This is a genomic window from Nostoc favosum CHAB5714, assembly GCF_020829495.1.
Lineage (GTDB): Bacteria > Cyanobacteriota > Cyanobacteriia > Cyanobacteriales > Nostocaceae > Nostoc > Nostoc favosum.
This window is the reverse complement of sequence record NZ_JAIVFQ010000076.1, coordinates 1-23975: the sequence shown is the minus strand read 5'-3', so window position 1 is coordinate 23975 and position 23975 is coordinate 1. Positions and strand designations below refer to the sequence as shown.

Annotated in this window: 11 protein-coding genes and 2 pseudogenes; 1 reads left to right on the top strand and 12 read right to left on the bottom strand. The window is 38.8% G+C overall.

The features are described 5' to 3' along the window. Positions 1 to 61: 61 nt before the first annotated feature. The 12 genes and pseudogenes from LC586_RS41260 to LC586_RS30315 form a co-directional block, all read right to left on the bottom strand. Entirely contained in the window at positions 62 to 334 is a 273-nt protein-coding gene (locus LC586_RS41260) for a phosphopantetheine-binding protein (protein WP_306423303.1), read from the bottom strand. Further along, entirely contained in the window at positions 283 to 5952 is a 5670-nt protein-coding gene (locus LC586_RS30365) for a non-ribosomal peptide synthetase (RefSeq protein ID WP_306423302.1), read from the bottom strand. The genes LC586_RS41260 and LC586_RS30365 overlap by 52 nt, the downstream gene beginning before the upstream one ends. 38 nt (positions 5953 to 5990) lie before the next feature. Next, the gene (locus LC586_RS30360; protein ID WP_229489006.1) at positions 5991 to 7061 is read right to left on the bottom strand and encodes an HAD-IIIC family phosphatase; all 1071 of its coding nucleotides are present in this window, start codon (positions 7059 to 7061) and stop codon (positions 5991 to 5993) included. A gap of 3 nt (positions 7062 to 7064) precedes the next feature. Next, complete coding sequence (locus LC586_RS30355; protein ID WP_229489004.1) at positions 7065 to 8249, bottom strand: acyl-CoA dehydrogenase family protein; 1185 nt, start codon at positions 8247 to 8249, stop codon at positions 7065 to 7067. Between the two features lie 108 nt (positions 8250 to 8357). Then, the gene (locus LC586_RS30350; protein ID WP_229489003.1) at positions 8358 to 9263 is read right to left on the bottom strand and encodes an aspartyl/asparaginyl beta-hydroxylase domain-containing protein; all 906 of its coding nucleotides are present in this window, start codon (positions 9261 to 9263) and stop codon (positions 8358 to 8360) included. Between the two features lie 337 nt (positions 9264 to 9600). Next, a pseudogene (locus LC586_RS30345) lies at positions 9601 to 10182 on the bottom strand (cupin-like domain-containing protein); the annotation flags it as partial. 30 nt (positions 10183 to 10212) lie between these two features. Further along, positions 10213 to 10527, bottom strand: a complete 315-nt coding sequence (locus tag LC586_RS30340) for a cupin-like domain-containing protein (RefSeq protein ID WP_229489000.1) — start codon at positions 10525 to 10527, stop codon at positions 10213 to 10215. Between the two features lie 88 nt (positions 10528 to 10615). Then, positions 10616 to 10891 (bottom strand): 3-hydroxyacyl-CoA dehydrogenase NAD-binding domain-containing protein, encoded by a 276-nt coding sequence (locus LC586_RS30335; RefSeq protein WP_229488999.1) that lies wholly within the window; start codon positions 10889 to 10891, stop codon positions 10616 to 10618. 198 nt (positions 10892 to 11089) lie between these two features. Further along, positions 11090 to 12892: a beta-ketoacyl synthase N-terminal-like domain-containing protein gene (locus tag LC586_RS30330; protein WP_229489012.1), complete on the bottom strand. Its 1803-nt coding sequence runs from the start codon at positions 12890 to 12892 to the stop codon at positions 11090 to 11092. Positions 12893 to 12920: 28 nt separating this feature from the next. After that, positions 12921 to 17612 carry a type I polyketide synthase gene (locus LC586_RS30325; RefSeq protein ID WP_229488998.1) on the bottom strand — a complete coding sequence of 1564 codons (4692 nt, stop codon included), beginning with the start codon at positions 17610 to 17612 and terminating at the stop codon, positions 12921 to 12923. Between the two features lie 53 nt (positions 17613 to 17665). Beyond that, positions 17666 to 18592, bottom strand: a complete 927-nt coding sequence (locus LC586_RS30320; RefSeq protein WP_229488996.1) for a TauD/TfdA family dioxygenase — start codon at positions 18590 to 18592, stop codon at positions 17666 to 17668. 37 nt (positions 18593 to 18629) lie between these two features. After that, positions 18630 to 23205: pseudogene (locus tag LC586_RS30315) on the bottom strand (amino acid adenylation domain-containing protein). Between the two features lie 511 nt (positions 23206 to 23716). On the opposite strand from LC586_RS30315, the gene LC586_RS40880 reads away from it, so the two are divergent. Continuing rightward, positions 23717 to 23845: a hypothetical protein gene (locus LC586_RS40880; protein ID WP_267921752.1), complete on the top strand. Its 129-nt coding sequence runs from the start codon at positions 23717 to 23719 to the stop codon at positions 23843 to 23845. The last annotated feature ends 130 nt before the right edge of the window (positions 23846 to 23975 follow it).

The following is a 23975-nucleotide window of genomic DNA, read 5'->3' as shown; positions in this document are numbered from 1 at the left end:
AACAAGGATCAGCAATTTTAGCTAATTCCAGATGACGAAAACCAGATAATATTGATAAATATTAAATATTTTCCACAGATTTTATTTTTTGCAGACGCTTTTTTTGTTGAGTTTTTCCATCTGCTATTCTTTCGGTTATCTCAGCCATAATATCATGAGATTGCTGTTGATTTTCGACCTGATTTAAATAATTTACTAAAGAGTTTACGGTTGGATATCTAAATAAGTCTATAAGAGGTAAATCTCGTTTAAAAACTTCACGTAAATTGCTATGAAATTGAACTAAAAGCAATGAATGACCACCAAGTTCAAAGAAGTTATCATGAATTCCCATGGCCCGTAACTATTAAATAATTGCGGTGGATTGGGCAAATGTGCAACGCTACTGTGCCAATGTTCGACTTTTGAGTGTTGAGCTTCTTCTCCTCCAATAATCACAGTTCTGAGATTTTGAGGAATTCGCGAGTCTTGAGGGTTAAGTTCTGCCACCAACTGATGCCAATAAGCTGTAGGCAAATCCAAAACAGTTAACTGCCATTGTTGGCAACACCGCCAGAATTCATCAACCGAATACAGCATTTCTTCGGTTCGCAGTACTAATGTTGCACCGGCGACAAGACAAGGAAAGATTTCTTCAATAGATGTATCAAAACAAATAGACGCGAATTGCAAAATCCGGTCGCTTGCATTAATTCCATATTCATCAATAGCGGTGAGGACAAAATTCAACAATGACCGATGTTCAACCATCACCCCCTTCGGCTTACCCGTAGAACCAGATGTGTAAATCATGTAAGCTAGATTTGCAGGGGCGGTTTGATTTGGAGGGTTTTGTATTGCTGATGAGACACCTTGCCAATTAACATCATCGTCTAAGCAAATGACTTTTGCTGTATGCGCTGGTAACTGTCCCAGAAGGTGCTGTTGTGCAAGCAATACTGTCACTTGAGAATCATTTAGCATCAGTGCTAGTCGTTCTGGGGGATAGGTTGGGTCAATCGGTAAATAGGCTCCCCCAGCTTTGAGGATAGCTAACAGCCCAATTATCATTTCAAGAGAGCGCTGGGTGCAAAGTCCTACTAATACCTCTGGTTTTACTCCTAGCGAACATAAGTAATGTGCCAACTGATTCGCTCGTTGGTTTAATTCCCCATAACTTAACTGTTGGTTTTCAAATACCACTGCTACTGCATCAGGTGTTTTCTCTACCTGCGCTTCAAATAATTCATGGATACATTTATCTTGGGGGTAATCAGTAGTTGTATTATTCCACTCTCGCAGTAATTGATGCTGCTCAAATTCTGTCAACAATGGTAAATCAGACAAACGCTGCTGTGGATTAGCAACAATTGCTTCCAGCAACGTTTGCAAGTGACCTACAATTCTGTGTATAGAACTTTCCGCAAATAAATCAGTATCATACACCAGATTACCAGATATTCCCTGTGCTGTTTCCGTCATCTCCAGGGTTAAATCAAACTGGGCAGTACCACTATCACTTTCCAACTTAGTTAAAGTTAAACCAGGCAAATCTAAAGCTGACATTGGCGCATTCTGAAGCACAAACATCACTTGAAATAGTGGTGTATGGCTTAAGTCTCGCTGCGGTTGTAGTCGCTCAACTAACAACTCAAACGGCAAATCTTGATGTGCATAAGCTCCTAGTGCTACTTCCCGCACCCGTTTTAGTAGCTCCTCAAAACTCGGATTTCCTGTTAAATTGCTTCGCAATACTAGGGTGTTGACAAAAACACCAATTAGCGCTTCTATGTCTGCCCGATTGCGGTTAGCAATGGGTGAACCAACCACAATGTCTTGTTGACCAGAATAACGCCATAGTAATATTTGGAAGCTTGCTAACAGGGTCATAAATAAAGTACTTCCCTGCTGCTGGCTCAATTGATTCAGGGATGTGGATAGTTCTTTCGGTAACTCAAATGAGTAGGTTGCGCCACGGTAAGTTTGAATTGCCGGTCTTGGATAGTCGGTAGGTAATTCTAATACTTTTGGTGCGTTATCTAACTGCTTAAGCCAATAAGATAACTGAGCTTCCAGTGCTTCTCCTTGCAACCATTGCCTTTGCCAGGCTGCAAAGTCTACATACTGTATTGGTAATGTAGGTAATGGAGAGGGCTGTCCATGACAAAAGGCTGGATACAGTGCTGCTAATTCTTCTACTAATACGCCGATTGACCAAGCATCAGAGATGATGTGGTGCATTGTCAGCAGTACGATATGTTCTTGCAGAGCAAGACGTAACAGTTTTACCCTCAGTAGATGGTCGTTGCTAATATCGAAGAGTTGTTGTGCTGCTTGTGCTACCTGTTGTTTAATTTCGGCTTGCTGTTGATTAGCTGGTAGGTCACTAATATCGAGTATTGATAGCGTTATGGGTTTATCTTCTGAGACGACAGCTACAGCTTGTCCTTCTTTGGTTTGAAAATTAGTCCGCAGTGCTTCATGCCGACTTACTATTTCGTTAAAACTTTGCTGTAATGCTTCTACATTTAACTGTCCCTGTAAACGAACAGCACCAGGTATGTTGTAGAAGGGGCTGTCTGGTTCTAACTGAGATAAAAACCATAGTCTTTGTTGAGCATAAGATAGCGATAATTGCTGTGTACGTTCTATCTGCTCAATGTTTGTTACTTCAACTGTTGAGTCTACCTTAATCGCTTTTTCAATTTCTTTTGCTAACCCTGCTATTGTTGGTTTTTCAAATAAATAACGTAAAGGAAGCTCTGTCTGAAATACTTGCCGAATTTGGGAAATTACACGAGTTGCTATTAATGAGTGACCACCTAATTCAAAGAAATTATTATGAATACCTATTTTATCTATACCCAGTATTTCTGCCCAAATACCTGCTAATAAATTCTCAATTGGTGTGGAAGGAGGGGTAATATTCGATGATAAAACCTGTGTTAATTTAGGTGCGGGTAATGCTTTGCGGTCAACTTTACCATTGGGTGTTAGTGGTAGCGCCTCCAATGTGACAAAAGCTGCTGGCACCATATAATTCGGCAATTTTGCCTCTAAGAAACCGCGTAGTTCAGAAATTGTTGGCGCTTGCTTTCTCGTGGGAACTACATAAGCAACTATTCTTTGAGAATCTATTTGCGAAGATTGAACTGCAACTACAGCTTCTCGTACCCCAGGGTGTTGACTAAGGAGGGCTTCGATTTCTCCTAATTCAATCCTGAAACCGCGTACTTTTACCTGATTATCAATCCGACCAATATATTCTATATTTCCATTCGGTAAATAACGAGCTAAATCCCCTGTTTTATACAAGCGTGCTGCTAATTCCTCACTAAAAGGATTGGGAATAAATTTTTCAGCACTTAGTTGAGGACGGTTTAAATAGCCTCGTGCTAATTGTTCGCCACCTATATATATTTCGCCTATTACGCCTATAGGAACAGGTTGCTTGTTTGCATCTAGTATATATATCTGTGTATTAGCAATTGGACGACCGATTAAGGTGGATGCTGATAAGACTGTTTGTGGAGTAATACTGTAACAAGTCACATCGGCAGATACCTCCGATGAACCGTAAAGATTTAACAAGGTACTGTTTGGCAAACCTTGCCGAAATTGCACCAGTAAGTCATTAGAGAGCGCTTCTCCACTGCTAATCCATAACTTTAACTTGGGTAGCTGCAATTCTAAGACATCGTATGTATTTAATAGTATGCATAGTAATGAAGGAACAAGTACTAACCGTGTCACATTGCTGTGTGCGAGACTCCTGACAAAATGTTGTGGATCTTTGACAACTTTATCGGGCACAATTACTATGGTTATTCCTTGAAGTAAAGACCCAAATATTTCCCATACTGAATCCACAAAGTTTAGAGAGGTTTTCTGGCAACAGATTTCTTCCTCTACAAAAGGATAATTTTGCCACATCCATTGAAAACGGTTGATAGCACCTTTGTGCAAACCAAGAACCCCCTTTGGTTTACCTGTAGAACCGGAGGTGTAGATGACGTAAGCAAGGTTATCAAATGTGATGTTGGATATGGGATTTTCTGTGCTTTCAGTGGCAATTTTCTCCCAGTCACTATCGATGCAAATTACTTGAGCTTGATGATTTGGTATATTTTCTAATAGGTATTGTTGTGTGAGTAATACGCCTGGTTGTGAGTTTTCTAACACATAAGCCAAGCGTTCTTGGGGATAGCCAGGGTCTAGAGGTACATATGCACCACAGGCTTTGAGGATGGCCAATAGTCCGATGACCATTTCGAGCGATCGCTCTACACAAATCCCGACCAATACCTCTGGTTTTACTCCTAATTTTTGTAAGTAGTGTGCTAACTGATTAGCTCGTCGGTTTAGTTCCCGATAACTTAACTGTTGATTTTCAAATACGACTGCTACTGCATCAGGTGTTTTCTCTACCTGTGATTCAAACAACTCATGGATACATTTATCCTGGGGGTAATCAGTAGCTGTATTATTCCAGTTAACTAAAAGAGTCTGACGCTCAGGTTCTGTTAATAATGGCAAATCAGATAAAGGCTTCTCTGGTCGACTAACAACACCTTCTAGCAAATTAGTAAAATGCCCTACCATTCTCTCAATAGTCGCAGCATCAAACAAATCTGTGTTGTACTCCCACCATCCCCAAAGTTCAGATTTAGCATCTACCACATTCAGTGTTAAATCAAACAAGGCTCTCCCGCTATGGTTTTGAAGCCATTTTAGAGTCAAGTTTGGTAATACCAAATCTTTGTCGTTATTTTCCTGCAAAACAAACATGACTTGAAACAGGGGGTTATGACTAAGATTCCGCTCAGGATGAAGCTCTTTCACTAATCGCTCAAAAGGCAGACCTGCATGGGCATAAGCTCCGACACATACTTCGTGAACTCTCTTGAGTAATTCTAAAAAGCTTGGGTTCCCAGAAAGGTCAGTACGAAGCACAAGGGTATTGACAAAAAAGCCAATCAAGCTTTCAATATCAGCATGGTTGCGGTTAGCAATTGGAGAGCCAATGCAGATATCTTCTTGACCTGTATAGCGGTAAAGTTGTGCTTGAAAAGCTGCTAACAAGGTCATAAACAAAGTCACCCCTTGCTCCTTGCTTAAAGACCTCAGCATATCGGTCAAGCGTGATGATAGCTTGAAGTGTCTTACTGCTCCTTTGAAACTTTGTACGGGAGGTCGTTGACGGTCTGTTGGCAAAGATAAGGTTGTTGGAGCATCTGCAAGTTGCTGCTTCCAATATGAAAGTTGAGTTTTTTCTCGCTCACCTTGCAGCCACTGATGCTGCCATATCGAATAGTCTGCATATTGAATTGGCAGTTCTGCAAGTGCGGAAGGTTTTTCTGTGAAAAAATCTTTGTATATTTCTGCTAATTCTTGGTTGAATAACTTTATTGACCACCCATCACAAACGATGTGGTGGACGACTAACAAAAGTAAATATTCCTCTTCACTAACCTGCAATAAAATCACTCGCAGCAAGGGACAGAATGCCAAGTCAAAAGGCTTTTGAGCGATTTCAGCAGTCAGCAGCTCTACTTCTACATCTTGCAATGTCGGTGGTAAGTTTCTCAAATCTACCACTGGCAACTTTAAAGTAACGGTTGGATGAATGACTTGAACTGGTTGCCCATCTAAAGTTTCAAAAGAAGTTCGCAAGGATTCATGACGTTTTATAATCTCATTAAAACTTCTCTCTAAAATTGCAAAATTTACAGCACCTTTTAATTGTAGACAAGCAAATTCGTTGTAAGCGGAATTTTGAGGTTCTAATTGTTGGATAAACCACAATCGCTGTTGAGGCAAAGACAGAGGACATGGGCTTTGCTGGGTACGACGGGGTATAGGTATTTCTTGATTATATTCACTCTCACCCCGTAAGCGCTTTTCTAAAATCGCTTGTTTAGCAGGTGAGAGTTGAGAACGTCGCTTAATAATTTCACTATTCTTACCTTCCATAACACTATCCTTATAATATTTAATTTATTATTAACGAATTAATCAATTACTTTAAATTTTACATATAAAGGTACAGGCTGAATTCTAATTAGGTCATTTTCAAAAAGAACTGAGTTTCCTATTTTATCAATTTCTTTAAAACCTGCAAATTTATAAGATATATACATCATTCTATTGCGGTCATTTGGTATAAACTCTGCCAGAAGACGGACATTATTTTTTTGAGCCAGATTCATAATATGATTCATCATAATTGTCCCAACTCCCCTTGACATAACGCGACATGACATCAGCAAAAGCTTGATTGTCCATATATCAGCTTGGCATTCGATTAGAGCTAAACCTATTTTCCCGTAGCTTCCATACTTATCTTCCAAGCTTGCAATTAACAGCTTATGATTTCCTGATTGGCGGAAATGATTAAGTTCGTCATAGGAGTAGGTATAACCAGTTGTATTCAGTTGATTAGTCCGTAATGTTAATTCTTCTGCACGTTGTAAATCTTCTTCTTGTGCTGAGGAGATTGTGAAATTCATATTGAGCGTAGCTAAGAATTCATCTGCTGTTCCAACAAATTCTTTTTCCGCATTCTGGCGCTCTATATCACTAATATACATCAATCTTCTAATTCGTGAATCTTCCGTGATAAAACGGGGATTCATCACAGGCATATCTAAAATATTATCGATTTCATCTACGTTGATACAGAGAATTTCTGGTAAGGTAAATTTTACTTCTTCTAGTTCAAATAATTGGTCATCAATGAAGGCGATCGCATCTAAACCAATATTTAGTGATCTAGCAATTTCTTTGATGGAAGACGCTTTAGAATTCCAATTAATTTGAGGATATAAAAAATACTCTTTTAATCCGAATTCTTCTAATTTAGCTATTGCTGTTACTCTTTCGTTTTTACTTGCTATAGATTGTAGGATACCACGACTATCTATAGTATGAATAAGATTTACTATATTTTCTCGTAAGGAAACTTGTTTATCTTCGAGTAAAACCCCGTGCCATAAGGTGTTATCTAAATCCCAAACGACACATTTAATAACTTTTTTGTCTTTTTGTTTGCTGTTTACGTCCTGTTCTTGAGTGCTAATCATAGCTTAAATCCTTTCTGCTAGTTTATTTTTCAAGCCCGTAGAAAAGCTTGAAAGAAGATAATCTTGATAGCCTGACTCAGCGATGGTAATTTCTTGAATTTGAGTACTACCTTCAATAATTTCCATAATTTTCGAGTCTCGTAGATACCTTTCTACAGGGTATTCACTACTACAACCGTTACCACCGTGAATTTGTACAGCATCATTTGCTATTTTGGCTGCTACTGTAGATGCAAGGTATTTGGCAATAGAAGTCTCTATAATTGAATTTGGATCGTTAATATCTTTGAGATAACCTGCTTGATAACATAACAGTCTCGCTGCTTTGACGTTAGTTATCATCTGAGTAATCTTTTGCCGAATTAACTGGTGTTCTTTCAGATACACATCAAATTGTTTTCGCTCGTTAGTATAATTAATGCAAGCTTCTAAACAAGCTTGAGCAATACCCACGCTACCCGTTGCTACACTATATCTACCATAATCAAGTGCAAAAGAAGCAACATAGGAAAAACCAAAACCTAATTTACCTACTAAATTTTCTAGAGGAACGTGGCAGTTATCAAATTGCAATTGTGCAACCATCGAAGCCCTAGTACCTAAAATACCAGACATCGGTTTGATAGAAAAACCTGGGCTATTTTTTGCCACTAAAAAAGCACCTGCTTTACCTTCACATTTAGCAAAGACTAAAAATATATCTGCTATTTGCCCATAGGTAATCCATTTCTTTTGCCCATTTAAAATATAAGCATTACCAGAAAGTATTGCTGTTGTTTCTACACTTTTAGCATCGCTACCTACATTTGGTTCGCTTAATGCAAAAGCAGCTATTGTTTCTCCAGATGCAAATTTGGGAAGCCAATACTCTTTTTGAGATTTATTTCCCCATTTACACACCGCTTGGGAAACCATGTTGTGAACTGTCAACAAACTGCGTACAGAGGAACATCCACGTCCAATTTCCTCGTTGAGAATACCGTAGGTAATCATGTCCATTGCTTTACCACCATATTCTTGGGGTAATATGGCACCGAGAAAACCACGTTCTGCTATTTTTTTAATTAGCTCTGGTGGTGTAAATTCTTTCCTATCCCATTCACCAGCATGAGGACATATTTCCTCATTAACAAAAGCCCTAAATTCAGCTTGATAATTTTTTTGTTGAGCAGATAGTTCGAGTTTCATGTTCTAACTAAACCCCGTTCATGTTGAAACCTGGAGTTTCTAATTATTCCTATGCATCATTGCGACGTAAGGAAGCAATCTCTCGGTCTTGGCAGAAAATTATAGTTCTCAAAGTAGATGAGGTTTATTACCAAACAACTTACGAAAAAGCTTATATAAAAAATTTTCAAATTTTGACAATTCTGGGTGACGTAATTGCACTGACAAAACTACTCGTTCTTTCTGACTTCTATTCCAAACTTCATGCTCAAAGCTCTGATCGAAAAATAAAGTTTTCCCTTCAGTCCAACTCCGTGTTTCACTTCCGACTCTAAATCCGCAATTTTCTGGAATTATTAATCCCAAATGACATCCAATATAATTATTTGCAGCATCATGGTGTGGAGGTAAGAAAGATTCTGGCTTTAAAACATAAATTACATCTTCTTCAAAAGGATCCATAAAAGATTCCAGCTTAGACAAAATTTTTACAGTTTTTGGAAATAAATATCTGGCTTCTTCAGTAAATTCACCACCACCCCACAAATCAATCCGCAACCAGTCATTTTTTATTTGAGATGGAGTTAGTTCAATGTCAGTAAGGTATTCATAAGCTGAAGGTTCCTTTGGATCCAAGACTGGAATTAAGAAATTACTTTTATTATGAATATTCATTAAATACTCACTTTTTATGTCTTCAGCACCTTCTTCAAGGATATCTCTCACTATTTTGAAAACGTCGTAATCATCAGGTTCATACCAAGGCCTAGAAGGAAGACCAAAATATAAAAACAACTGTGGTTTTTGTTGTGGATTCCAATCATCAGTGTTTATATCTATCAGCCCAAGATAAAATTTTATAGACTTTTCAAGTCTATGAAGATTACTTTTTGGAAACAAAAAATTTAATAATTTGAGTAGCAGAAGAAATATTTTTATCTTTATCTTATCCGACACATTATCCCACTTAGAGAATAACATTCTATGATTTTTGATAGATTCCTTATATTCTTGATACTCTTGCAAAATAGTCATTTTTCTTTTCCTCAATTACAAATCTGCTTTTATCGAGTGATAGAAGGATCTTATTTCTCTGCAAAATTAAGGATTATCCTTAACTCATGTTTGACGAATACGAACGCTTAACTCGTGAAAAATGCGCTATAAACTCCATATCTTGACAGTTAATAAAACAATGCTTGAGTATCGTTTAACATACTCCTCAAGATGACTAGAAAATTCTGTTTTACTACTGCACGAGATCTAATTCAGCTTGAGCATTTTTTTGGCGAGCGGATAATTCTAGTTTCATGTTATGACTATTATCAAGAAATCAAATTATGCTACTTCTGAGCAATTTTAATAAAATACTCTATGATAAAACACCTTTAAAGACACCTTTAAAAAACTTCATAATCTCATTTAAAGAATTTCGAGAAGAAATTGCATGACGAACAGCATGAGGTGCAATGTTTAATAAAACTGATAACAATTTTTTTTGTTTAATGAAATCTTGATTTTTAATACTATACCAAAATGATACTGAGATATTCTCATCTACTGCCGTAACATGATGCCACCTTTTTGGTGGTATATAGAGTATTTCCCCCGGTTTAAGTAAGACTTCCATTCTTTCTTGCCAAGGAAATTTCGGAAATAATTCCAAATTGGGTAGATTTGGATCGACTTTACTAAAATCTTGTAAGCCTTGACTAACATCAACAGCTGGATAGAACGACAAATAATTTGAAGGAGGAAATAAAAGTATTTTTTTTCTTCCTCTAATTTGAATAAAAATATTGTGAAATGCGTCAAAGTGAAGTGGAGTAGTTGAAGAAAAACTTTTATTTGAAAAACCATGCCAAAAGGTAACGAGTGGCTTCCTGTTTAAATATGCTGGATAAATTACATCTCCGACAATTTCAGGAAACCATTCTTCCAAAGATAATTCTAAATAAGCTCGTGTGTAATCATAATTATTGTTTTAATTTCCTTTTTCTTTTTCTATATAATCATTTATATACTCTTTATATTTCACAGTTTTTTCCATATTAACATAACCATCTTCGGAAGCAAAATTTTTATAATCATTAAGAAAATCTTTCTTGAATAATCTTATGTTAACTATATTATTTCCACAGTGTTTGATTAGATAGTCATTAGACCATTTTTGACAAGCATCCCAATGTTCAGCAACATCTTCAATTAAAAAAGGCTGATATTGTTTCCAGATATCTAAAAATTCTTCTGTACTAGGATTTTTTATTTTTCTAATTGATTCAGTAGTTTGTATTTTCATAATAACCCTAACATCCTTAGTTGCTTTAACTAGAAGTTTTACGCTATTTTATGACTAGAGGATTACTATTTGATTTTTGAACATATACTTAGATTAAAAAGCTTATATAGAAAGCTTGAAGCTTCAAAAATAGTTCAGAAATCAAACCAATTTTTGCGATGATATCATCTGGGCTTCCTTCGCGTTCTCCTTTTTTAAAAAATCCCTGAAAGCGAATATTATTCCTGATCTCCTGTTTAGCTTTATCCAGAATATTTTCAGAAGTGTCTACAAGAAGAACTTGATGATCTGTTTGGGCAAGATTTTGAGCAACTCCTATTCCCATTACCCCCGCACCAATAACGCCTACCATTTTTATATTCATAGATATTAACCTTTTTTTGTTACCTAAACACAAATATTTGAAACAATCTTTTCTGCTTCGTCTTCGATCAATTATTCCAATTCATTTATCAGCACATATTCAATCACCAAAGCTAATTCAGCTATATTGAATTTATAACGGTTATTTCACTCCTACGAAAAAACATTAATTTTACAAGTTTTGAGACTAAGTTATGAATCAGAAATCTGGCGAAAGTATACCTTGAAAGACACTTTTAAAGAAGTACATCACCTCAAGGAAACCATCTCGAGAAGAAATTGCATGACGAAGAGAATGAGGTGCGATGTTCATCAAAACTGAGAGTATACCTTTTTGATGGAGAAAATCCTGGATTTTAACAGCATACCAAAATGATAGTGATATATTCTCATCTACTGCTGTAACATGATGCCACCAAAAAGGTGGTATATAGAGCATTACTCCTGGTTGAAGTAAAACTTCTATTTTTTCTTGCCAAGGAAATTTCGGAAATAATTCCAAATTGGGTAAATTTGGATCGACTTTACTAAAACTTTGTAAGCCTTGATTAACATCAACAGCAGCTGGATAGAATGACAAATAATTTGAAGGAGGAAATAAAAGTATTTTTTTTCTTCCTCTAATTTGAGTAAAAATATTGTGAACTGAGTCAAAGTGAAGCGGACTAGTTGACGAAAAACTTTTGTTAGAAAAACCATGCCAAAAGCCAACGACTGCCTTCCTGTTCAAAAAATATGCTGGATAAGTTACATCTTTGACAATTTCAGGTAAAAATTTTTCCAAATCTTTTTCCAAATAAGATGGTAAGTAATCAGAATTATTGTTTGCATTTCCTATATAATCATTAACGTAAAAGGGGCTGTTGGCAAAATCTATCTCAGAATTAGGCATCTCAAAGTGCAAGGTGGGGGGAATAATTTTGTGTTTGAGTGCCAAGACTGTCTTAATTAAGCCCGCTACGCCAGCAGCTGCATTCAGATGACTAACATTGGTTTTTACCGAACCGATCGCGCAGAAACCTTTTTTATTAGTCCCAGCGCTAAATGCCTTTTTAAGTGCCCTAACTTCAATAGGATCGCCCAGTGCTGTGCCAGTTCCATGAGTCTCTATGTAAGTGACTGTTTCCGGGTCAAATCCGGCGATCGCCTGAGCTTCTGCAATCACCTCTGCTTGACCTGTCACACTAGGTGCCGTAAAACTCACTTTCTCGGAACCGTCGTTATTAATTGCTGAACCTTTGATGACCGCATAAATACAGTCACCATCAGCCAAGGCATCTTCTAATCTCTTGAGTATGACAATGCCTACCCCGTTTCCAGAAGGGCAACCCTGTGCTTTAGCATCAAAGGCACGACAGTGACCATCAGGAGAAGTAATCCCGCCTTTTTGATAAAAATAGCCTTCCTGATGTGGAACTTCTATAGTAACTCCACCAGCCAGCGCTCTATCACACTGATAACTTAGCAATCCTTGGCACGCCAAGTGAACTGCTACTAATGATGTAGAACATGCTGTGTTGACGCTAATACTTGGCCCTTTCAAATTCAACTTGTAGGACACCCGTGTGGATAAATAGTCTTTATCATTACCAATTGTTATAGGCAAAGCACTTGATTTGCTGAGGTTGGAATCCGGAACTAAGTTGTTAATTAAGTAGCTACTTAAGCTAGCTCCTGCGTAAACACCAGTCAGTTCTTTGTCTGCTTCAGGATTATAACCAGCATTTTCCAGGGCTTCCCAAGCACACTCCAAGAAAAGACGGTGTTGCGGGTCCATCAGCGTAGCTTCTCTGGGCGTAAAGCCAAAAAAAGAAGCGTCAAGCATCTCAATATCTTCCAGCACAGCCCTTGCTTTTACGTAGTTGGGATCGCGTAGCAAAGTTGGATCTAAGCTTGAATTTAGCAATTCATCATCAGTGAAGAATGAAATGGATTCCACACCGTCGCACAGATTCTGCCAAAACTGCTCAACACTTTTAGCACCTGGAAAACGACCAGCCATGCCAATGACAGCTATGCCTTTCAAAGCATTATGAGTATTTTGACCATCCACGTGCCTTCCTCCTGTGTTTCATCATTTGTGCTTCTTCTTCAATGGCCTTTTCTTGCCTTTTTGCACGAGAATGAACTTGTCCAAAGGCAAATTGTTCAACCTGTTGTTGGCTGAGATATCCTGCTAAGGCACTTACTGTCGGATATTCAAATAAATCTGTTGTTAATAAATCTTGTTTGAATGCTTTTTGCAGTTGGCTTTGCACCTGAACTATCAGAAGTGAATCGCCACCAAGTTCAAAGAAGTTATCGTAAATGCCTACTAGTTCAATACCAAGTAATTTTTGCCAAATATCTGCAATGATTTGCTCTGTTTCATTTCTCGGAGCAACATAAGCATTACTCAGTTCAGGCCGTGGATGTAGCGATTTTGAAAGGTTAGCCTTGCCTAAAGATTCTAGAAGAGCTTGTGGATTAAAATTGCGATCGCGTTCTATTAAACTTGTTAAATCTTGCGTTGATACTGCAATTCGAGGAACAGTAGTATTAAGAATACGCTGAAAAACTTCTATTCCTTCTGAAGGTAATAAAGCATCTATTAATAATGATTTATCATCAGAAATATCCTGTTTTTTAATTAATCGCTTCACTGCTTCGACTGACATCCCAACATCCTGCCAATCACTCCAGTTAATAGAGACTGTAAATATCCGATCTTTGTTTGTTTTATGATAAGCAAAGGTGTCAATAAATTCATTGGCAGCGCAATAGCCAACCTCACTAAATTTTTTTCTATAAATGATAGAACTAAGAGATGAACAAAGAATCAAAAAATCCAGCTTAACATCTTTCAAAAGGCTATTTAGTACTAATGTACCTCTGACTTTAGGAGCCATAATACTTTCTGTCATCTCTCGCGTTCTTCGAGAAATCACACCAGCATAATCAGCAACTCCGGCACAATGAATCACGCCATTGATTTGGTTAAACTGTTCCTGAACTTTAGCGATCGCTTTTTGCATCTGTTCAAAGTTAGCGACATCAACGCTCAGTACCAAAACTTCTGCACCCAAATCTTCTAGCTCCTGTACTTGCCGAATTTTGCGACTGATACCGTCGTTTTCATCGTGAGTAGTTAACCATTGTTTCCATTCTTCTTTTGCTGGAAAAACTGAACGCCCGATGAGAACTAGTTTAGCTTGTACGGACTTCGCTAGATATGATGCTAAACTAAGTCCTACACCTCCGAATCCACCTGTAATGAGATATACTCCTCCTTTCTTTAATCTTGATGTTTCTCTCATGATTGGTTCTAATCGGACTGGCTCAAAGGTTTGCACCCAGCGATTAGAACCACGGTAAGCAATCACAATGTCAGAAGATTGTGTTTGTAGCTCGCTGAGCAAATTTTCTAAAAGTTTCTCGTCTTGCCAACTTACTTGTTGAGGAATTGCAACATCAATACTACGACAGCTGATATTTGGATATTCCTGCGGGATTATTTTAACAGCTGCCAACATAGTTGCTTTTTCTGGGCATAAGGTCTCTTCTCCAATTATTGAGTGCATATTATTGGAGACAACTATCATTTTTAGCTCGTCTATAATATGCTGTTTTCCCAGCGCTTGAGCTAAAAACAGCAAGCTATAAAAACCTTTTTCTTGAGCTTTATCAACTCCTGCGAGTCCTGATGGAGTATCACCAACAGAAGTTACACTCCATAAATGAACAATTGTTGTTGGGATCTTGTTTTCTGCTATTAGTTCATTCAACAGGGTGTCATAATCATCGCGTTGTCCAGCATTAAGGCTATATGCGCGATCGCCCAACTGAACAAACCTCGATCCCTGTTTCAGGGTAATAACATCATGACCATCAAACTGAAGTCGTTTTACCAGCTCTTTACCCAAGCCACACTCATCTATAAACACAAGAATGCAAGATTTTTGAGTCACCAATTCTTTCTGCTTGAGCAGTACAGAAGGTATAGATTGTTTCCATAAAGGCAAGTAAAACCAATCTGCAATATCTGGCTTTTTACCAGATAACACAGGTTTAGCACTGTTATGCTGTCTTTGTTTATAGTCTTCGATCCAATAATGCTTTCGCTCGAAGGGATACGTCGGTAAGGGAAGACGATAACGGCGCTCGTTGGTGTAAAATCCCGACCAATCAATCTGTACACCGTGTAACCAGAGTTTACCTAGTGAGTTCAGTAAAAATGCTACATCTGACTGTTTTTCCTTGGGATGCCGCAATGAAAACAGTCCAATGACATCTGAATGCTTTTGAGCAAAAGTACATAAGGTGCGTCCTGGCCCCACTTCTACCAAAATACGATTTGGCTGTTGCTGCAATGTGGAAATGCCTGCTGTAAACTCCACCGTTTGCCGTAAATGGCTTGCCCAGTAATTGGAATCTGTGGCTTGCTCTGTTGTTATCCAAGTTCCCGTAACGTTGGATATAAAAGGGATTTGTGGAGGATTTAGTTTAACTTTTTTAACTTCCTTGATGAATGGCTCAATAATGGGTTCCATCATTGCGGAATGAAAGGCGTGGGAGGTATGCAAACGGCGACACTCTACACCTAATGCTGTAAGTTGCTGATGAATTGTGTCTACAGCTTCATGGGTTCCAGAAACGACGCACAAATCAGGAGCATTGCTGGCGGCTAAAGATAAATTTTCATTTAGTAAGTTTTTAATCTCTGCGGTTGATTGTGAAACCGAGAGCATAGCGCCGCTTGGAAGTTGTTGCATCAGTCGTCCACGGATAGCAACCAAAGCTAAAGCATCTTCAAGTGACATGACACCAGCAAGACAAGCTGCAACATATTCGCCAATGCTATGACCAATCATGGCACTGGGAGAAATCCCCCAAGACATCCACAACTGAGCTAAAGCATATTCAACCACAAACAATGCAGGCTGGGTGATGGCAGTTTGTTGGAGTTTTTCTGGTGCGGTTTGTGATTCAGATTCGTTGGGATAAATAACTGAACGCAAATCCAAACCTAAATGAGGTTGCAGCAATTCACAACACAAATCAACCTGTTGTTGGAAAATCGGCTCAGTTTGGTAAAGTTCTTTACCCATGTCTACATACTGAGCGCCTTGTCCGGGGAACATGAAGACGATGGAGCGATCGCTATTTTCAACTAAGCGAGTGAAAATTCTTTGCGGATCTCGTAATTGCAAGGCGCTGGCTGCATCCTGGATATCTTTGCACACCAACACACGACGATAACTAAATTCACCACGCCCCACTTGCAGAGTATGGGCAACATCCGCTAAGTTCACATCGGGATGTAGCTGGAGGTGATTAGCCAGATTTTCTGTTGCAGTTTCTAGAGCTGATTCAGTTTTAGCAGAAAGTACTAACAACTGCCAGGAACGAGAAAGGCTAGAAGGTTCTAGCACTGGTGCTTCTTCTACAATCACATGAGCATTAGTCCCACCAATACCCAAAGAACTCACACCAGCACGACGAGGAAAACCATTAGTTTTCCATTCTGTCAATTTTGTATTAACGAAAAAGGGACTATTTGCAAAATCAATCTGGGGATTTGGTTGCTCGAAGTTTAGGCTGGGCGGTATCTGCTTGTGTTTCAGGGCTAAAATCGTTTTGATAAGTCCGGCAATTCCCGCTGCTGCATCTAAATGACCGATGTTTGTTTTGACTGAACCGATCGCACAAAAGCCTTTTTTGGTGGTACTGCTACGAAAGACTTGAGAGAGTGCAGCAATTTCAATGGGATCGCCTAAGGCTGTACCAGTACCATGAGCTTCAATATAGCTGATTGTTTCAGGGTCAACTCCTGCAAGCATCATCGCTTCGGCTATCACTTGTGCTTGACCATTGACGCTAGGCGCTGTGTAGCCGACTTTACCAGAACCATCGTTATTGATGGCTGAACCTTTAATGACAGCGTGGATGCAGTCACCATCTGCTATAGCATCGCTCAATCGCTTGAGAACAACAATTCCTACACCATTACCAATAGTTGTTCCCTGCGCTTTAGCATCAAAAGCACGACAGTGACCATCCGGAGAGAGCGTTCCTCCTTGTTCGTACAGATACCCCGTTTTTTGTGGTACATGGATAGAAACTCCTCCTGCCAAAGCCATATCGCATTGATAATTCAACAAACTTTGGCAGGCAAGTGTGATTGCAACTAATGATGTAGAGCAAGCTGTTTGGACTGTAATACTAGGGCCGGTAAGATTTAATTTATAAGAAACACGGGTAGTAAGAAAATCTTTATCGTTACCAATTACTGTTTGATAGCATTGGGCTGAACCCAGGCGATCGCGATTTAAATCTAGAGAATAATAGTTATTTAAACTAGCACCAGCGTAAACTCCAATCCTACTTTCATATCTATTAGAATCATAGCCAGCATTTTCCAGTGCAACACACGCACACTCTAAAAAAATCCGGTGTTGCGGGTCGGTAATTTCTGCTTCTCTGGGATTAAAGCCAAAAAACGCAGCATCAAACAAATCGATATTTTCTAAAATGACACCGTTTTTGATGTAATTTGGCTCATTTAGCACCGCTACATCTATTCCAGAATCGATTAATTCTTCATCGCTTAAAAAAGAAATTGACTCGACTCCATCAGCCAAATTCTGCCAAAATTCTGAAAGAGTTTTGGCTTTTGGAAAACTTCCTGCTACGCCAATAATAGCTATTTCTTCCACAGAGTTATTAACTTCTGCGAGGCTCATTATTTTCTTGTCCTTAATTCATCAAATATCGTTTGGAAAACAGCATGTCTATCTCAAGATGTTAGATAACTTAGGTGAGTATAAATTTGACGTTGCTCATCTTGAAATGCTCTGCGACCGTGCAAAAATTTGGAATTATCAATCATAACAAGATCGCCTGGTTGCCATGAAATTACGCCAGTTAATTTATCCATAACTCCTTTAATTTCATCAATCACTGCATGAGATATCGGTGAACCATCTTCAAAAGAAACTCTTTCGCTATTTTCTGTTATGTGGGACTTTACTTCTTCCGAAACCTCTGGCTCTTGATCGTATAATGGTTCTTGATAGTATAAAATAATACTATTACCAAAAGCATCTTGATTACCAAACTTTGTTTTCACAACAACTGAGCAAGTATATTCAAAATAGATAGATTCATCTTCTTGAATCTGGTAATCGACATCTTTAATATTATTGAGTGTTTGCTTTACATCAGCAATGGTAGTTCCTGCTCCAAAAAAAAGCTTCCAATGCTCCGCATCAAAATTATACTTAAACTTGACTCTTTTGGAAATAAATAGTTGTTTGACTGGTTCACCCAACTGTTCCCAAACTCTTACACCATCCCAGAACAAGGTTTCACCATCCTGTGCAGCAGGTACACCACAGCAAAACCAAACTACATCAGGTCGAAAGGGACTAGCGGAGTTCTCGCAATGAGGAAGAACTTCATCCATTCCGTTATCTACTAGTTGGACAAAATCATCGAATGAACCAACTATTTGTCTGTATGGATCGCGAACAAATTTAGAACTAAATTTTTTAGAAAATTCTTTCATCTGCTCATAAGTCACTCCAAAGCCTCGAAAAAGAAGTAAACCAAATGACTTGAACATTTCTAAAACTTCATGGGTTGGCAGACTAAGAATACTTTGGTCGTCTTTGCTATAAACTATTCTGGCTGTGCTAGTTCCGAGCGATTCAATTTTGAGCATTATTTATAGATATCCTCTCAGATTAATAGCTTGATTTTCAACGAATGTTCTTTTTGGATTGCTTTAGTAATAATTCTTTGCGCCGATTACTTACTTCTATTTGCTTTTGCACGCGCTGATGTATCGACCCAAAAGTAGGCACACCCTCTAGATTTTGGCTTAAATATCGTGCTAGTGAACTGATGGTTGGGTTTTGAAACATTTCTACAATTGATAAATTCCGCTTAAGAACTTCTTGTAGTTTGTTATTAACCTGAAGCATCAATAATGAATGACCACCAAGGTCAAAGAAATTGTCATTGACGCCGACTTTTTCTAGATGTAGCGCGTCTCGCCAAACAGCAGCGATCGCTCTTTCCATCTCAGAACGAGGAGCCACATAAACCTCTTCTAACTCTGGGCGATCGCCATCTGGTACAGGTAATGCTCGACGATCTATCTTGCCATTCGTCGTTAACGGTAACCCCTTTAACTGCACGAACACTGAAGGTAGCATGTATTCTGGTAGTTGTTGTTTGAGAAAGTTCCGCAGGTCAGTAGTAGTTGGTGCTGTCTGTGTGTTGGTAACAAAATAAGCTACTAAACGCTGATTATCTGGTATATCCTCCTGCATCAGCACGATTGCTTCTTGAATTTCTGGGTGTTGTACTAGTAAACTCTCAATTTCTCCGAGTTCAATACGGTAACCACGCACTTTTACTTGATGGTCAATCCTCCCTAAAAATTCTAAATTTCCATCCCAACAATAACGAGCCAAATCCCCCGTTTTGTACAATCGCGTTCCCGTTTCATTACTGAAGGGATTGGGAATGAATTTCATAGCTGTTAGTTCTGGTTGATTCAAATAACCCCGTGCTAAACCAGCACCGCCAATATATAGTTCGCCTGGAACTCCTATCGGTACTGGTTGATGGTGTTGGTCTAATACGTATAGCTGAGTGTTAGCTATTGGCTGACCAATAAGAACAGAATTTGACTCAATATCATCCTGGGGTACTCGATAAACACAACAGCCTACTACAGTTTCCGTCGGACCATATTCATTCACTAGTAATGTGTCAGGTGCAAAGACTTTCCAGAAGGTGATGTTCTGTGCCAAGAGGTTCTCTCCTCCAATAATGAAAGCTCTGGTTATACCTGCTACTTCTTTTGACGATAATTGCTTAGAGAGTAATAAAAGTTCGGCTGGTGTGATTTTAACGAGACTCAAGTTTGACTCTTGACGAAGTGTATTTCCCAAAGACTCGATGCTTTGGTTTTCAGGAACAAGTTCTACCTGACACCCAACCAGTAACGGTGAGAACAAACTTGTGATAGTTAAGTCAAAAGCAAGAGAGGAGTGAACGACAGTTCCTTTGCCTTGCTCAACTGTATATGCTTGAGTACACCAACTTAAGTAGTTGAGTAATCCTTTATGAGGTATTAATGTTCCTTTAGGTTTACCAGTGGAGCCAGAAGTGTAGATAACATAAGCTAAATTGGCGGAATCTGTCTTGCAAACAGGGTTTTGTGAAAACTCTTGAGCAATTCCTTCCCAATCGGAGTCTAGACAAATTACCTTGATGTCATCAGTTGGCAATTTCTCTATCAACTTCTGCTGAGTTAGCAATACTAGACTTTGGGTGTCTTCTAAGATGAAGGCTAAACGCTCTTTGGGATGTACAGGATCTAAGGGTACATAGGCTCCGCCAGCTTTTAGAATACCTAACACTGCAACTACCATTAAGGGCGATCGCTCTACACAAATCCCCACCAATACCTCTGGCTTTACACCCAACTTTTGCAAGTAGTGTGCTAGTTGATTTGCTTGGTTATTCAACTCTCGGTAGGTTAGTTGTTGGTTTTCAAAGACAACTGCAACTGCATCTGGTGTTTTCTCTACTTGTTCTTCAAATAACTGATGAATGCACTTATCTTGAGGATAATCTCTTTTAGTATCATTCCACTCAACTAGTAATTGCTGTACTTCAGATGGTGTAAGTAATTGCAAATCTGAAATGCACTGTTGGGTATCGCTAATTATATTTTCCAACAAAGTCTGGAAATGTCCCAACATCCGAGTAACAGTTTCTGCATTAAATAAATCTGTGTTGTACTCGCAAGTTGTAACTAGACCTTGTTCAAAATCCTGCATGAACAATGTCAAATCAAATTTAGATGTGCCGTTGTAACCTTCTTCATAAGTAACAGAGACATCTGATAGTCTGGGATTTGATATTGGCACATTCTGGAGAACAAACATCACTTGAAATAGTGGATTGTAACTTAAGTCTCGATTTGGTTGTAATTGTTCTACTAACTTCTCAAAAGGTAAGTCTTGATGAATGTATGCCTCTAAAGCTGTTGACTTCACTCGTGCTAATAACTCCTGAAAACTCAGGTCGCCAGATAACTCTGTACGCAGCACTAAAACATTGACAAAAAATCCGATTAATGAATCAATTTCTGCTTTGTTACGATTGGCGATTGGCGAACCGACTAAAATATCAGTTTGACCAGTATAACGATACAGCAAGGTTTTAAAGGCTGTAAGCAAGGTCATAAACAGAGTTACTCCCTGCTGACGGCTCAAATTCTTTAGCTCCTTTGTCAAAGTTGGAGAAAGAACTAATTTTGCTTGAGCGCCGTTGAAGGTTTGAATTGGCGATGTCTGACGACAAGAAGCGAAGCTTCTACGCGCCCGGTCTGTTGGTAAATTCAGTACAGGTAGCTCACCCTGCAACTTTTGTTTCCAATAGTTCAATAACGGTTGAATGCGTTCGCCATCAAGCCATTTTCGTTGCCAATTGACAAAATCTCGATACTGAATCGGTAATTCAGCAAGTGGTGAGAGTTTGCCTGTTGAGAATGCTTCATATAGTGCAGTTAGTTCTTTAATCAGAATACCGATAGACCAACCATCTGCAATTATATGATGCAGAGTCACCAACAATTGATAATTTCTATCATTTAATTGTAAAATTTTACTACGCAAAAGCGATTGAGCAGATAAGTCAAATGGCTGTTGTGCGAACTCTGTAGCCAAACGTCGTGCTTCTTGGGTACGCTCATTTTCTGATAAAGAACGTAAATCTTCAACCGCCAAAGTTACGGATACAGCTTGATTGACAACTTGGACGGGTTGTCCATTTTTCACAGTAAAGCTTGTGCGTAATACTTCGTGTCGTCTAATAATTTCGTTAAGACTATCTTGTAAAGCTGTTAAGTTAATGCAACCTTTGAAGTTAATAACTATAGGAATATTATATGTAGGAGTATCAGGAGTTAGCTGATTGATAAACCATAATCCCTGCTGAGCAAAAGATAAAGGATGATGTGATGTGTTTTTTTCTTGTTGAATAAGGGATAATGACGGGAGTGCATCTGTTGTCATTTGAGCTAGTAACTTGGTGACAAGCGATCGCCCACTCATTCCTTCAAAGAAATCTGCTACAGATACTTCGATTTCTAAATCAAATTCAATCCGATTTTTTAATTCAAATACTTTTAAAGAATCAAGTCCCAGCGTAGTTAATGGTTCTTGGAGATTAATATCATCTGCGGCAATGGAAAGCACTCCTGCTAACAATTCCATCAAATATGATTCTAAAACTAGTTGACATTCATTTGGGGAAAGTTCCAACAGTTCAGAACGCCGTAATGGAGTTTCGTTTTTCGCAATTTCGCTAATTTTGAGAATGTCACTTTCAACTATATTCAATTCACCATTTTGAAACTGAGCGCGAGTTGCACGCCTTTGAATTTTACCGCTAGAAGTTTTGGGAATACTACCTGGTTTGATTAAAATTACTCCATAAACTTGTACTTCATGTTCCTCGGTAATAGCTTGGCGAATCGCACTAGTTACTATAAGGTCGTTGTAAAAAGGATGCTGGAGACATTAAGATGCAACCAAAAGCACCATACAAAGGTTGCAAAATTCCACCAATCAACCCCATATCATGGTAAACAGGTAGCCACGAAACAAACTTGCTGCTGGGCGAATGTTCCATGAGTCGGTAAGTTACGGCAGCGTTATGCAGTAGGTTACCATGACTGAGCATGACTCCCTTTGGTGTGCCTGTAGAACCGGAAGTGTATTGCAGAAAGGCTAGGGTATCCCCATTGATTGCAGGTTGTTGCCAAGAATCTTCTATACCCTGTGCTATGTTGTCAGTTGTCAGCCAGTGAAAATTTCCCTGTTTTGTTAGGAGTGTGAGTATTGATTGTAATGTGGGAAGCATTGCTGTTGTGGTGAGAGCAACACTGGCCTGTGCATCTATGGTAATAGCTTGTATTCTGGGTGTTTTACGTTGATTGCGAGGCGGATAAGCTGGAACTGCCACTACGCCAGCATATAGACAACCGAAAAATGCTGTTAGGTAATCCAGTCCAGAAGGATACAGTAATATAGCACGTTCCCCGCTCAAACCAAGAGCTTGGAGTTGAGCTGCTACAGCCCGACTACGCCGATCCAATTCATGGTAAGTCAGTGTTAATTCCTGAGTCTCTCCATCTTCAAGGAAAGTAAAGGCTTGTGTGTGTGGCATCTGACAGATGCGATCGCGCAGAATATCAACGATACTCGCACACTGAGGGGGAATTTCTTGGAAGTTATTGATAAATTGAGTCATTATTATGCCTCAGGTAATCAGATGCACATAAACAATAGTGGCAAAATCAATCTCACACTCACTCCTGACTGAACAAGGGTTTGAGCAGTTGTTGTGGGTATCTTAATTTAAAAATCCACTTAAATACAGCTAACCTTAAACTGACATACCTGTTTCTGGCTCAAAGTCATAGTGCTGCCTTTACAGGATTATTTAATTGAATTGGTAAAACTCAAAGAACAGACCTCAATGCTGCTCTAGGGAAGACAGGGCGAAATTAGTAAGTCAGCCATGTAAGCTTCTATATTGCTAGTAATTTTCATTTAGACTTTCTTACATTACTAGGGATTGTGGCATTTGGCAATCCTGTAATTAATAGCGAATAATTATCAATATTGGAAATATGTGTCGTTTTAGACTATTACTAAAATATTCTATGACTTTTGATAGATGTCATCGGCTGGAAAAGTTTATTGCTTTCAACGACCTGATTTTGGCTGAAGATGAAATTCCGTAGTCTAAGGATAGTCTAATGGCTCAGTTGTTAATTGGGGCGTTGCAGAGAAAGCGGGATGATTTAGCAACTTCCAAAATTCCCCCCCTGCTCCCCCTGCTTGCCCCAATTCATCCCACTGTTCTGCAACGCCTTAATTGGGAGTGATGTCAATACTGCTCGGTTAAGGAAAATGAAGGGTAAAACAAAGAAAATTTTGTTCGCGTATGTTCTACGAGAACAAAATGAGATAATTCGACTTACTTTTTCTCTTTGAGGCTATCGTACAAGTCCACCC